11 protein-coding genes and 1 pseudogene are annotated in these 13,449 nt (G+C 55.6%); 11 read left to right on the plus strand and 1 reads right to left on the minus strand.

The window, feature by feature from the left end; genetic code table 11:
- Positions 1-115: 115 nt before the first annotated feature.
- The gene (locus tag BUB55_RS10280) at positions 116-2,641 is read left to right on the plus strand and encodes a fibro-slime domain-containing protein (RefSeq protein ID WP_159431964.1); all 2,526 of its coding nucleotides are present in this window, start codon (positions 116-118) and stop codon (positions 2,639-2,641) included.
- On the opposite strand, the gene BUB55_RS10285 is transcribed toward BUB55_RS10280, so the two are convergent.
- Positions 2,634-4,025: an MATE family efflux transporter gene (locus tag BUB55_RS10285; RefSeq protein ID WP_073190830.1), complete on the minus strand. Its 1,392-nt coding sequence runs from the start codon at positions 4,023-4,025 to the stop codon at positions 2,634-2,636. The genes BUB55_RS10280 and BUB55_RS10285 overlap by 8 nt on opposite strands.
- Before the next feature lie 244 nt (positions 4,026-4,269).
- Between BUB55_RS10285 and BUB55_RS10290 the strand changes: the two are divergent.
- The 10 genes and pseudogenes from BUB55_RS10290 to nuoK form a co-directional block, all read left to right on the plus strand.
- Positions 4,270-4,770 (plus strand): annotated as a pseudogene (locus BUB55_RS10290) (NADH-quinone oxidoreductase subunit B); the annotation flags it as partial.
- A gap of 138 nt (positions 4,771-4,908) precedes the next feature.
- Positions 4,909-5,514 (plus strand): NADH-quinone oxidoreductase subunit C, encoded by a 606-nt coding sequence (locus tag BUB55_RS10295; protein WP_073190836.1) that lies wholly within the window; start codon positions 4,909-4,911, stop codon positions 5,512-5,514.
- Complete coding sequence (locus BUB55_RS10300; RefSeq protein WP_073190838.1) at positions 5,511-6,704, plus strand: NADH-quinone oxidoreductase subunit D; 1,194 nt, start codon at positions 5,511-5,513, stop codon at positions 6,702-6,704. Before BUB55_RS10295 ends, BUB55_RS10300 begins: the two co-directional genes overlap by 4 nt.
- Entirely contained in the window at positions 6,701-7,762 is a 1,062-nt protein-coding gene (locus BUB55_RS10305) for an NADH-quinone oxidoreductase subunit NuoE family protein (RefSeq protein WP_073190841.1), read from the plus strand. Before BUB55_RS10300 ends, BUB55_RS10305 begins: the two co-directional genes overlap by 4 nt.
- A gap of 2 nt (positions 7,763-7,764) precedes the next feature.
- On the plus strand, positions 7,765-9,072 hold the full coding sequence (gene nuoF, locus BUB55_RS10310) for an NADH-quinone oxidoreductase subunit NuoF (protein ID WP_073190843.1): 1,308 nt from the start codon (positions 7,765-7,767) through the stop codon (positions 9,070-9,072).
- Positions 9,073-9,076: 4 nt separating this feature from the next.
- Positions 9,077-10,669 (plus strand): NADH-quinone oxidoreductase subunit G, encoded by a 1,593-nt coding sequence (locus tag BUB55_RS10315; RefSeq protein WP_073190846.1) that lies wholly within the window; start codon positions 9,077-9,079, stop codon positions 10,667-10,669.
- The gene (locus tag BUB55_RS10320) at positions 10,669-12,024 is read left to right on the plus strand and encodes a complex I subunit 1/NuoH family protein (protein WP_073190849.1); all 1,356 of its coding nucleotides are present in this window, start codon (positions 10,669-10,671) and stop codon (positions 12,022-12,024) included. Before BUB55_RS10315 ends, BUB55_RS10320 begins: the two co-directional genes overlap by 1 nt.
- Positions 12,024-12,593, plus strand: coding sequence for a NuoI/complex I 23 kDa subunit family protein (locus tag BUB55_RS10325; RefSeq protein ID WP_234971898.1), 570 nt, complete (start codon positions 12,024-12,026; stop codon positions 12,591-12,593). The genes BUB55_RS10320 and BUB55_RS10325 overlap by 1 nt, the downstream gene beginning before the upstream one ends.
- On the plus strand, positions 12,593-13,135 hold the full coding sequence (locus BUB55_RS10330; protein WP_073190856.1) for an NADH-quinone oxidoreductase subunit J family protein: 543 nt from the start codon (positions 12,593-12,595) through the stop codon (positions 13,133-13,135). Before BUB55_RS10325 ends, BUB55_RS10330 begins: the two co-directional genes overlap by 1 nt.
- Positions 13,135-13,449 (plus strand): NADH-quinone oxidoreductase subunit NuoK, encoded by a 315-nt coding sequence (nuoK, locus tag BUB55_RS10335; RefSeq protein WP_073190858.1) that lies wholly within the window; start codon positions 13,135-13,137, stop codon positions 13,447-13,449. The genes BUB55_RS10330 and nuoK overlap by 1 nt, the downstream gene beginning before the upstream one ends.

Consider the following 13,449-nt stretch of genomic DNA (forward strand, 5'->3'; position numbering starts at 1 on the left):
GAAAAGAGCATGAAACTACTTGACAATGAAGCGCTAATAGCCTAGATTTACACCAGTTGGAGACCTGGATTTTCAACTAAAAAAGGGACAAATTCCAAAGCCCATGAAGGTGGACATGAACCGTTGCGGTTGGTACTATTACGTGTTTTTCGGTGAAAAGGCGACGAATGACGTTCTCTTTTTGCGTAGCGATGCTATTACTGCGGATGAAGGTCTTGGCTTGAATGGTTTACAAGAGACCGGGAAGCCCACTCTTATACCCTTGAGATTTCTGTTTGAATTGAATGATAATATTTTCTTTGTTTCCGATGCCAACTACATTCCGGACAACAATACTCAAGGGATTTATACTACGGATCCTATGGTGGAGGGCGTATGCTCGTATGTGCTTTCGGCGGTAATCTACGATACCGACGCCATGCTGCATCCGTCATTCTCTTGTGCTGTTTATCCTTCTATGGAAGGCTGCCAAAACGGGGCGCTGGGACTGAGTTCCAATGTCGCTCAGGATTATGTAAAAAACTGTATTGGCGTTACGACGGGGATTGTGAAGGATACATTGGGTGCCGATAAAAAGCCCCACTTGTCCGGTTCCGCCAATGCCAAAAAGTGCTTCCCCAGTGACGAAATCTTTAACATGCTTTTCAATCAAACGAATGGCGTGAACGAAATGTCGTGTTACGACTTGCCTTTGACAAAAACAGAAAAAAACCGGTGGATGTTTAACTCGGATTATTTCCAGGGGGAGGGAACTCCGATTGTCGGAGGTTTTTACCCTCTGGAACTTACAACGGATGAAACGATTTTGTTGGCTTCCAGCTCGCAGACTCCTGTTCCGTATGCAAGATTCAAGCGTACCGCCGAAGGCCCCGTATACATGCACCCCTACCTGAGGGCCGTTGATCCTGAAATTGAAGAAGACTTCCCTCGCCAAGATCTTTTGTGCAATGGCCCGGGATGGTCCGGTGGCATGAATTGCGAAGGACTGTATGCTGACGGAGATGATTTGAATACGATTCTGCACTTGCCTATGTCGGAAAGTTTTAACAAAGCATGGTGCTGGGGCTCGTATTGTGCAGATTCCCGACCCGCAGGTTGGCCTTTGATAGTAGAAGGTACAGAAACATTGGCGGGGGCGGGGGCTAATGCAAGTATCCGCTGGGTTTCAAAAGAAAATGCGTCGGGAACGGGTGGCCGTAACCAGCATTTCTGCTTTGAATCCCATTCCAGGTTCGTATACCAGCCTGGCCAGATCTTTAGCATCCGCGGTGATGACGATATTTGGGTATTTGTCGACAATCAGCTGGCGGTGGATCTTGGCGGTACGCATTTGGCTGCTCCGGGCTTTGTAAAACTGGACTCTTTTAAGGGGAAAAGTGGAAAGCTTGTGCCGGGGCAATCTTATGACTTTGACTTGTTCTTCTGCGATCGCCGTACGACTATGAGTAATGTCAAGGTCGAAACAAATGTCCACTTTACTCAGCCTAAGCCGGAACTGAAGGTGGTTAAGAGTGAGAATGGGGATTCGTATTCCGTATGCTCGATTCAGTATAAGGACCCGGGATGCGCGAGTCGCTTGAGTGCTGATCCAGAAATGGATACAGTTTGCACTGTGGAGCCATTAAAAATGGAGCTCGAGTACTCCTTGCTCGGAGAAGACGGAAAAGTTATAGAGAATCAACTGGAATTAGGCCTTGTGCATTATGGCTGCATCGACCTCACTAATTCTTCAAATCCTGTGATTTATAGCGAAAAGTGTACACTTGATGTGGGGCGTTACGCCTTGCAAGTGAAACTAGGTGATAAAACGCATAAAATATCCTTTGTAGTCAACGGTGGGCTCGGCATTGCGACTAGAGACGCGATAACTCCCGAGGGAACCAAATACCAGTTTGTATCTAGGGCGCTTGAGGGCGAGGCTGTCCCGCTGTATATATCTTCGTATGTAGATCCGTGTGCAGACGCATCTGTTTGCGATAGTGCGTTAAAAATGGATTTGACAAACGCCGCAGGCCTTAGCTACGCGTTGGTGTTGCCGGCAAAGATTCGTGCTGTCGCTACTTCTGAAACGGGCGGCCTTGTGAACGTTTCTTCTGGTGTAACAAGAACCGTGGGGCCTGCGGGTGTAGATACGGTATTTGTTGTTTTGGACGCTCTGGACAAAGGCGACTCTGTACAAAAATTTGACATCGCCCTCGTTGGTTCTAGTCAAAAAGTCACCGTGTCCTTCTTCAAGACGGAAGAAGTCCTTATTGAAGATGAAGAGAAGGAAAAAGAAGAAGCTCAGAAAGCGGATTCTACGGGAACGTCCAGCGATAGCAAAGGCTCTAGCGACAGCAAGGGTTCTGGGGACAGTAAGGGCTCCAGCGATAGTAAGAATGTGGATGACGATTCCGATGACGAAGCCGATTTCGCGGAACCCACCTTCAGAATCAAGCTGGTGGCTCCGTTCACCTTCGCGATTGTCTTTGAAGAGAGCTCCGACAAACCCAAGACCAAGAAATTCGCGGTCATGGACTTGATGGGGACCGTTGTCAAGCAGGGAACAGTGAACTCCGCCGAGACCAAGGTGACTTTGCCGCATGCGGGCACGTACATTGTGCGCGTGGGCCGCGGCAAGCAGCTGGTGACGTTCAAGTAAGCGGCATCTTGCGCATCTCGAGCTTCATCAAGGTGAGGCCGAGAATGGCGGCGCCGGTATCGGCGATGGGCTGCGCGATAAACACTCCCTTGAGGCCAAAGAAATGCGGCATAATCAAGAGGAACGGTATAAACAGGATGATTTGACGGCAGGCGTTCAGGAATAGTGAACGACCTGCCTTTCCTGTCCCTTGGAAAAAGCTTCCTGCCGTCATGCCGAGGGGGATCATGAACATGGCGCCCATGAAGATGCGGAGCCCCCAGGCGGCAATCTCCAGTAGGCGCTCGTCGCCTGCGGCGAATGGGGCGATAAAGAACTCGCAGTTCCACTGCAAAATAGCATACGCGGTGAGTACAAAGCTCGTGGAGTACAGAAGTGCAATCTTCATGGTCTCCCGCACGCGGTTGAATAGCCTGGCGCCGTAGTTGTAGCCAATGATGGGCTGCATGCCGTGCACAAAGCCGAGCACCGGGAACAAGACCACCGTGGCGATACTGTTCAAGATGCCGAACGCCGAAATCGCCATGTCGCCGCCCACGAGGCCGCCTTTGAATGTGTAGGTGCTCCCGTAGGTGGTGAGGCTCTTGGCGAGGATCGCGTTCATGAGGCTCGCCGAGATTTGCATCACGGAGGGAGGGAGTCCCAAAATGAAAATCTTGCGCACGTACACGAACTTGAGTTTCATGTAGCGGGTGCGGAACTTGATGGGGGTGCTCTTTTTGAGGAAGAACTGCATCACGAAAATGCTCCCCACGAGCTGCGAGAGCACGGTCGCCCAGGCGGCGCCCTGGATGCCCCACTTGAACACCATGATAAAGAGCCAGTCCAGAATCACGTTGGTCCCAGCGCCAATCATCACGCGGAACATGGCTGTTTTGGGGTGCCCCATGCTACGGATGAAGTGGTTCATGCCGGGGGTGATCGTTTGGAACAGCACCCCGCAAAGAACAATGCGCATGTAGGAGCTGGCGTAGGGCATGAGCTCGTCACTTGCCCCGAGGAGCCTCAAAATGGGGGACATGAACGACTCGCCGAGCACAAAGGCCGCGACGGCCATGATGACGAGCAGCATAAAGCCGTGGTTCATGATGATGGATGCCTGCTCGTACTTTTTTTCGCCGAGGCGGATGGCAAAGAGCGTGTTGCTCCCGACGCCAATGATCATGGACATGGCCGAGATGAACAGCACGATGGGGAAGCAGATGGTGATGCCGCCGATGCCGAGGTAGCCGACCCCCTGGCCCACAAAATAGCGGTCCACTATATTATAGAGGGCCTCGACGAGCATGCTGATGATGGCGGGCACCGAGAACTGCAAAATGAGCCTGCCGATGCTCGAAGTGCCCATGGAGTTGATTCTGGAATTCTTTAGCGCTTCGCTCATTTGGAGGCCAAATGTAGAAATAATGGGGCTTGCCTTTAAAGGGTGGGTCGGTAAAAGGGATTTCCCTCGGGTTTGTGCGACCTATCTTTTTGATGTTCAACGGGTTACGGGTTGTCCCCCTTGCCGGGGGCGCTTTGACGGTCATAATTTGGGCAGTTTTTTACAACTTCTGAAAGCCCGGCGAGGTAGTGGCTTGGGGGCTAAAAATCTATCTTTACACGCGAATTTTACGAGGTAAAGCTCTATGACAGCTGAGGCAGAAAAGCCAAACATCATTACGTCCTCGCTTGACTTTATTGTCAACTGGGGCCGTACGAACTCCCTTTGGCCGTTCCCTTATGGTACGGCCTGTTGTGCAATCGAATTCATGAGTACCGAAGTGGGCCGCTACGACCTTTCCCGTATTGGTTCCGAATACGTCCGCTTTACGCCGCGCCAGTCCGACGTGCTTTTGGTGTCGGGGACCATCACCTACAAGCAGGCCCCGATTTTAAAGCGCATCTACGAGCAGATGGCGGAACCGCGCTGGGTGATTGCGATGGGCGCCTGCGCCTGCTCCGGCGGTTTTTACGACTGCTACTGCACGGTGCCGGGCATTGACCACATTATCCCGGTCGACGTCTACATGGGTGGTTGCCCCAGCCGTCCGGAGGCGTTCTTTGACGCCATGTTCGACCTGCAGAACAAGATCAAGGACGAGTCGTACATGAAACAGCGTGCGGAACGTGTCAAGGAACAGCTCGAAATGATCAAGGCCAAGACGGCCGAGGCGAAGGCTGAAGTCAAGGAACTTGCCCACGAGAAGGTCGTGGACATCAAGGATTTTGTGGTTTCCAAGGAACAGGAAATCGCAAAGAAAGTGCAATTCTGGAAGGAGTAGAAGATGAAGACCGTTGAAGAAATCTTCGCTGTCCTGGAAGAAAAGTTCGGCGTCAAGCGCGAATCGCTCGACAAATGGGGCGTGACGGCGGTAGTTTCTGCAAATTACCTCCACAACGTGGTGCAGTATTTACGTGACGAGTCCGACCCCAAGTTCGAGATGCTCGTGGACATCGCCGGTATCGACTACCTGACGTACCCCAATCACGAGGGACCTCGCTTTGCGGTCGCCTACGCCCTCAAGAGCATGTCCCAGCCGGGGCTTCGCATCCGTCTCAAGGTGCTGGTCTCCGAGGGCAACCTGAAGGTCCCGACCATTAGTGACCTTTATGCGAACGCCAACTGGTATGAGCGCGAGACCTGGGACCAGTTCGGCATTGTGTTCGAAGGCCACCCGGACCTCCGCCGCTTGTTGAACCACGTGGAGTTCGTGGGCCACCCGCTGCGCAAGGACTATCCCGCCCAAAAGCGCCAGTGGCTCTCGACAAACGACTTTTTGCTCCCGGAACTGGAAAAGCGCCTCGAGACCTTGGGTTACAAGGTGGTCAAGCGCTCCAAGGAAGTGGAACCCAATCCCGATGAATTTTTGGAAGGGAGTGTGCAGGCATGATAGTACTGGACAAAAATGGTGAAAAACTGAATTTGATGCCCTTGAACGTGGGGCCTTCCCATCCGGCGACTCACGGCTGCTTGCGTTTTATGGCGGCTATGGACGGTGAAACCATCGTCGCGAGCGTTGAGGAAATCGGCTACCTGCACCGCGGGTTCGAAAAGATGGTGGAACGCGGCACCTGGCAGCAGGTGGTGCCCTACACGGACCGCCTCAACTATTGCTCGGCCATCATGAACAACATTGCCTACTGCCGCACGGTCGAAAAGATGTTCGGCGTGGATATCCCGGACCGCTGCAAGGTTCTCCGCGTGATTGTGAACGAGCTCAGCCGCATTAACGACCACTTTGTGTGCGTCGCCGCGGCGTTCCAGGACTTGGGCGGCACGACTCCGTTCATGTACGCATTCAACCCGCGCGAAGAAATCATGTGCATTTGGGAAAAGCTCACGGGCGCACGCCTTACGAACAGCTTTGCCCGTATTGGCGGCCTCTACCGCGACAGCTACGAAGGCTTTGAGCAGGATGTGCTCGCTGCCCTCGACTCGACCGAGAAGGCGCTCAAGGACTTGCACGCCTGCTTGGATAGGAACCGCATCTTCCTCGACCGTACCGTGGGCATCGGCAAGATCTCTGCCGAGAAGGCCATCAGCTACGGCTGGACGGGCCCGTGCCTGCGCGCCTGCGGTGTGGCGAGCGACCTGCGCAAGGACGAACCCTATTACGATTATGAGACCTACGACTGGGAAGTCGTGGTCGGCACCCAGGGCGACTGCAACGACCGCCTGCAGGTGCGCCTCGCCGAAATCGAAGAATCTGTGAAGATTGTGCGCCAGGCGCTCAAACGCCTCACTCCGGGCCCGGTCGATATCGTGGACCCGCGTATCCGCGTGCCGGCGCACAAGCTCGCCTATCAGGACATGGAGGGCCTCATTGGCCGCTTCAAGAGTGTGTACGAGGGCGTGCGTGTTCCCGAAGGTGAGTTCTATTGCGGCAGCGAGTGCGCCAACGGCGAACTCGGCTTTACCATCATTAGTGACGGCAGTGGCCACCCGTACCGCATCAAGGTGCGCCCGCCCTGCCTTACACAGTTTGCCGCGTTCCACGAACTGGTGGAAGGAGGCCAGCTGGCCGACTCGATGGCCGTACTTTCTGGCCTGAACATCATTGCTGGAGAACTTGACCGATGAGAGAACATATTACTGGTGCAGTTCAATTTGTATCGAACAATCGTTTGAAGTTCGACCGTCCGGAACAGCCAATCTCGGCTCCGGCCGACGCCGCCGATACCTTTGGCCATGTGCACAAGGCCGTGCCGCAGCCGCCTACAAAGGAAGTGCTCGAAAAGCTCAATACTCCCGAAATCAAGGAACGCTGTGCCGACTTGCTCAGCCGTTACCCGGAAGGGCAAGGGGCTCTGCTCGAAGTGCTTTGGCTGGTGCAGGGCGTGTTCGGCTGGGTCCCGCGCGAGGGCATTCGTTGGGCTGCCGGCGTTTGCGGTTGCGCTCCCGCCCATGCCTTGGGCGTTGCCACCTTCTATACCATGTACAACCACGCTCCCAAGGGCAAGTTCCTGTTGCAGTTCTGCCGCAACATCAGCTGCACCATCAAGGGAGCTCCGAGCCTGATCTCGTATGTGGAAAATGCCCTCAACATCAAGACCGGCGAGACGACCCCCGACGGCTTGTTCACTATTCTCCAGGTGGAATGCCTGGGCTCTTGCGGCAATGGTCCCATGATGCTGGTGAACGACGACTTTGCGACCGACGTCGAGAACGACCAGTTGGTGATGAAGCCGGGGACGACTCTTACTCAAGAAAGTATCACCCGTATTTTGAAGTGGTGCTATGCCCACGAGAACAACATGCCCAAGCACGATGTGCTGGGCGGTGTGGTGAAGGGGCATTGCGGTCACCCGGGCGCCCCCGGTGCGACAGCGAAGCCGCAGGTCGCCGACTATGCGCCTCCTTCTCCTGTTTTGAATGTAAAGGCCGAAGCCGACGAAGCGGGTGCTTCGCTTACGTGGAAGGGCGCTCCTGAATTCACCAAGCTTGTTGTCGAAAAGAAGAACGGCAGCAAGTGGGAAGTGGTGGGCGAGCCCGGCGTTAAGGACAAGGTCTTTGTGGATGTCGCCGGCAAGGTCGGCGACGTGTACCGCATGATCGCCACCTCTGGTGAACGTACGGCAAAACCTTCCAAGGAAGCGGAGGCTACCCAGAAGCCCGCTCCGGTAGAGGAGGCTAAGTAATTATGGCTGAAGTAGTAAAAGTTTGTACGCAGAACTTTGGCAAGGGCGCCCAGGACATTGAAGTCTACAAGAAGCTGGGCGGCTATGCGAATATTTCCGAACGCCTGTTCGAGATGAGCCAGTTCGAGCTCATCGACTACGTGCAGCGTTCTAACCTCCGTGGCCGCGGCGGTGCAGGCTTCCCCACGGGCATGAAGTGGAGCTTCGTGCCCCGCAATTCCGGCAAGCCCGTCTACATCGTGGTGAACGCGGACGAAGGCGAAGGTGGTACGTTCAAGGACCACTTCCTCATGATGGAAGATCCACACCGCCTTATCGAAGGCTTGATTATCGCCGCGTGGGCGCTCGGTTCCCGTGCTGCCTACATTTACGTGCGCGGCGAATTCCTCCCGTGCATCGAGAGCTTGAACAAGGCGCTCAACCAGGCTTATGCTGCGGGCTACCTCGGCGAGAACATTTGTGGGACCAAGTTCAGTTTCGACATCTTTGTGCATCGCGGTGCCGGTGCCTACATTTGCGGTGAAGAAACGGCCTTGATCAACTCCCTCGAAGGCCAGAAGGGACAGCCGCGACTCAAACCGCCTTTCCCGGCGGTCTCCGGTGCGTGGAAGTCCCCGACCTGCGTGAACAACGTGGAGACCATCATGAGCCTCCCGTGGATTTTGCAACACGACCCGAGCGAATACGCCAAGATGGGTACGCCCCGTGCCGGTGGCACGAAGGTGTTCTGCATCAGTGGCGACGTGAAGAATCCGGGCGTGTACGAGGCTCCTCTCGGCACTCCGATGATGACAATGATCAACGACTACGCCGGTGGTGTCGTGGGCGGCAAGCTCAAGGCCGTGTTGCCGGGCGGATCCTCTTGCGCTCCGCTGACTGCGGAAGAAGCGGCTGTCGCCACCATGGACTACGAATGCCTCGCCTCCATGAAGACGATGTTCGGTTCGGGCGCCATGATCATTATCAACGATACGCACAACATGGTGGACCTGCTCAACTGCCTTGGCAACTTCTACAGCCACGAATCCTGCGGCCAGTGCACTCCGTGCCGCGAGGGGACTGGCCTGTTGCACCGCATTTTGAACCAGATCGTGGCCGGCAACGGGCACGACGGCGATGTGGAATTGATGCAGAGCCTCTGCGGTGGTTTCGGTGGCGTCACCATTTGCCCGCTCTCTATTTCACTGGGCGGGCCGGTGGGCGCCTACAGCGCGAAGTTCCGTAGCGACTTCGACGAGTATATTGCAAAGAACCCGGATCACGCCAAGCCGCGTATCCAAGAAACCTATCGTCCTGGAATTTTCTGGTAATATTATGAGTAACTACTACAACATGCCGAAACTCCCGACCGAGAATAGCCCGAAGGTGGAAATCTTCGTGGACGACAAGCCGGTGATGGTTCCTGGCGATACGAACCTCCTCGAAGCCCTCAAGGCTGTCGGGATTGAAACTCCCCACGTATGTTACCATCCTTACCTTCCGGTATCGGGTAACTGCCGCCAGTGTCTGGTGGAGCAGGAAGGCCCGCGTGGTCGCATGCTCGTGATTGCATGCTATACGCCGGTCGCTCCGGGAATGAAAATCTACACGCCCGCCTCTAGCGCCCGCGTGAAGAACGCCCGCAAGGCGACGCAGGAGTTTATGCTGGTGAACCACCCGCTCGATTGCCCGATTTGCGACAAGGCCGGTGAATGCACCCTGCAAGAAAACTACATGGAAGCGGGTCAGAACGAATCCCGCATGCGCCCCGAATATGGCAAGAACTACCACGGCAATCCCGAGCACCAGTTCATTGATGCGAAGGGCCAGGTGCGTGGCGGAAAGCACGTCGACATTGGTCCGCGCATTTTGCTTGACGAAGAACGCTGCGTGCAGTGCGACCGCTGCGTGCGCTTTATGCGAAGCATTGCGAAGGACGAACAGCTGCAGCTCGCCGGCCGTGCCGACCACACTTATATTACCACGTTCCCGGGCGAAAAGCTGGACCACGAGTACGACTTGTGCGTGACGGATGTGTGTCCCACGGGCGCCATGACCGCCAAGTACTTCCGCTTCCAGAAGCGCGTATGGCTTTTGAGCCACACGCCGACCATCTCGATGGACGATTCCCTGGGCGCAAACATTTGGTTGGACCATGCCGACGGCCGCATCTACCGTGTGATGCCGCGCTGCAACCCCGAAGTGAACCGCAGCTGGCTCTCCAATACGAGCCGTCTCGCTTTCCAGGGCTTTAACAAGAACCGCTTGCCTTCGATGAACATCTCGAACTACACCTTCGGCAATGGGAAAATCGCCCTGGTTGCCGGCGGCTCCTGCACCATTGAAGACCTTGCCGCTCTCCGCGTCCTCAAGGAATCCCTCGGTGACCGTGCGGAACTCTTTGGTGGAAGTCTCCTCAAGGTCGGTAATCCCGACGGCATCGCCAAGAGCGGTGACCCGGTGGCGAACCGTGCCGGCATGAAACTCTTGGGCTTTGCCGACGTGGCCGACTTTGTGAAGCGCATTGGCGAGTTCGAAACGCTTTTGACGCTCAATGCCGATCTCTATGGCGAAGATCCCTCTGTCGAGAAGACGCTCGATAAGCTCAACTGCCGCATCGCCCTCTCTGCCTTCGACGATGCCACCGCCAAAAAGGCGACGCTCGCCCTTGGTGTGAAGCACTGGAGCGAAGTGCAGGGCACCATGGTGAACTGCCTCAACATTCTGCAAAAGTTGAACCCCTGCCCGGTCTGCCCCGACGAAAACATCCCGGCTGCCTACGAAGTGGTTTCGGCGCTCGCCGGCCAAAAGTTCGAAAGCGCCGCCGCCGCGTTCAAAAAGGCGGGCGAGTTCGCTCCGGTCCTTGCCGGTTTGACTTACGACGCCATCAAGAGCACAGGCAAGCTCCTTGAAGGAGGTAACGCATAATGGATATTATTGAATCCAAAACCTGGATTGAATGGGTCATCACCATAGCGAAGTTCGCCTTCTGCTTTGTGCCGGTCCTTTACATCCTTCTTTTGATCCCGATGGAACGCCGCGGCGCTGGCTTTATGCAAGACCGCCAAGGCCCGAACCGTTCCTACATCAAGATTCCCTACTTTGGCAAAATCCGCCTGTTCGGCTATGTGCAGAACATGTGCGATGGAACCAAGCTGTTCTTCAAGGAAATGTTCGCGCCCGCGGGCGTGAACAGAGTGCTCTACTACGTGGCGCCGGCCATCCCGTTCGCTATCGTGTTCTTGAGCCCCTGCGTGATTCCGTGGTTCGGGCCGATGGTGTTCGACTGGGGCGGCAAGATGGTGCGCATTCCGGGCTCGATTATCGATTCCGACGTGGGCGTGCTCTTGCTCATGGGCTTCTCTTCGCTTTCCGCCTTCGGTGCGATTCTAGCGGGTTGGGCTTCCAAGTCCAAGTACACTTTCCTCGGTGCCCTGCGTACGAGTTCCATGACGATCAGTTACGAAGTCTGCCTGGGCCTCTCCCTCATGGGCGTGCTGCTCCTCGCGGGTTCCTTCAACCTGACCGACATCGTGACTTGGCAGGAACACCACGTGTGGGGCATCGTTGCCCAGCCGGTGGCGTTCTTCTGCTTCCTTATTGCAAGCATCGCCGAGACCGGCCGTGCCCCGTTTGACGTTGCCGAAGGTGAACCCGAACTGGTCGCCGGTTACCATACCGAATATGGCGCCATGCAGTTCGGCCTCTTCTACATGGGAGAATACTCCCACATTTGCATCAACAGCTTCCTCATCGCAACGCTCTTCTTGGGAGGCTATGCGGTTCCGTTCGTGACGACCGAGACCATGCAGGCCCACATGGGTGGCGCTCTCGCCATCCTTTGCGGAATCCTCGCGTTCCTCGTGCTCGCCTTCCTCCACATGCTTTACCGTTATTCCAAAAAGCTCGCTGCGACCAAGCAGACGCACCGCATGGTCGTGCTGCAAGAGTACAAGCTGTACAAGCTGGTCGCCTGGGTGGCGGTTGTTGTGCTCGTCGCCTTGGGTGTCGCCTCCTGGTTCTTCTATAACCCGGCGAACTTTGTGGTGAACGGCGTGGCCGTGGGCAGCCTTGCTACTGCCGTTGGCACAGCGCTTATCCACTTGCTCGTGCTCGTGGTCAAGAGCGTGTTCTTCTGCTGGGTGTGGATTTGGGTCCGCTGGACACTCCCGCGCTTCCGCTACGACCATGTGATGAACCTCGGCTGGAAGATCATCTTGAACGTTGCGTTGCTGAATCTCGTGGTGACTGCGGTCATCGCGAAACTCCTGGGAGGTAACTAATGGCTCGCGTTATTAGACAAAAACCCATGAACTGGATTGAACGCCTCTACATTTTTGAGTGCCTTAGGGGCTTGTTCACCACTTTGAAGCATGCGGCCCGCGGTCTGTTCCGCTACGAGACCCTCCCGACGATTTCTTACCCGGAAGGCCAACCCGAAATCCGCAACACTTACCGCGCCAAGCACCGCTTGATGCTCCGCCCTGATGGCACGCCCCGTTGCGTAGCTTGCGGCATGTGTGCGGCAGCCTGTCCGGCGCACTGCATTTTCATTGAGGCCACCCAGAGCGACGACCCGCGCATCGAAAAGCGCGTGATGCGCTTTGACATTGACCATTTGACTTGCGTGTTCTGCGGTCTTTGCGTCGAAGCCTGCCCGGTGGACGCCCTTCGTATGGATACGAAGAAGATTGTGTTTGAACACCGCACCCGCGAAGAATTTGTGGCCCACTTGAGCGACCTCACGGACTGGGATCCGGCGGATTACCCCGAAGACGCCCAGAGCCAAGTTGCCCCCGGTGGAACCAAAAATGCCGAGGCCCTCAAGGTCTGGGGAATGGAGGTTAAGTAATGCTCGCTCTATTGTACTTCATTATCTTGGCGGTCATCGCCTTGGGTGCCGCGGTTTGCGTGCTCCTGAGCCGTCATCCGCTTTATGGTGGGCTTTCGCTCATCGTCTCGATGGTTTCCCTTGCCGGTATTTACGGCCTTGTTGGGAGCCCGTTTTTGGGAGTTGTGCAAATCATGGTCTACGCCGGAGCCATCATGATGCTCGTGACGTTCGTGATCATGGTGCTGAACGGCGCCCGCGATAGCCACACGCCCATGTTCGACAAGGTCTCGCTCTTTGTGATTCCTGCGGTCATCGTGCTTGCCGGCCTTGTGGGTTTTGCCCTGGTCCGTGCCCCGCTCGCCTTTGACGCGGCGACGCTTCGCGGTTCTGTGGCTCTCACTTCCCGTTCGCTCTTTGACGTGGCCCAGACGGGTCCGGGTTACTTTATGCTTTTTGAAGTCCTCGGTCTTTTGCTGCTTTCGGCTATGGTCGCCGCTGTGCTCCTCGCCAAAAAGCGCCTTGGCTCTGTGGCGTCTGAAAATACGGAGGAAAAACACTAATGGAACTCCAGCCTATATTTATTCAGATTCTCGCCTTGGCGATTTTCGCCATCGGCCTCATGGTGGCGATTTCCCGCCGCAATATGTTCTTTGTGCTCATGGGCATTGAACTTGCCCTGAACGCCGTGAACTTGAGCTTTGTCGGTTTTGCAAAGACCTTGCCTGCCGACATGAGCATTGCGGGCCAGGTGGTTCCGCTGTTCGCTATCGCCGTTGCCGCCGCCGAGGCGTGCGTCGGTTTTGCCATGGTCATCATGTTGTTCCGCAAAAAGGAGAGCATCGATGCCGATAACTATTCGAACATGAAGGGGTAA

This window comes from Fibrobacter sp. UWP2, from assembly GCF_900141705.1.
Classification (GTDB): domain Bacteria; phylum Fibrobacterota; class Fibrobacteria; order Fibrobacterales; family Fibrobacteraceae; genus Fibrobacter.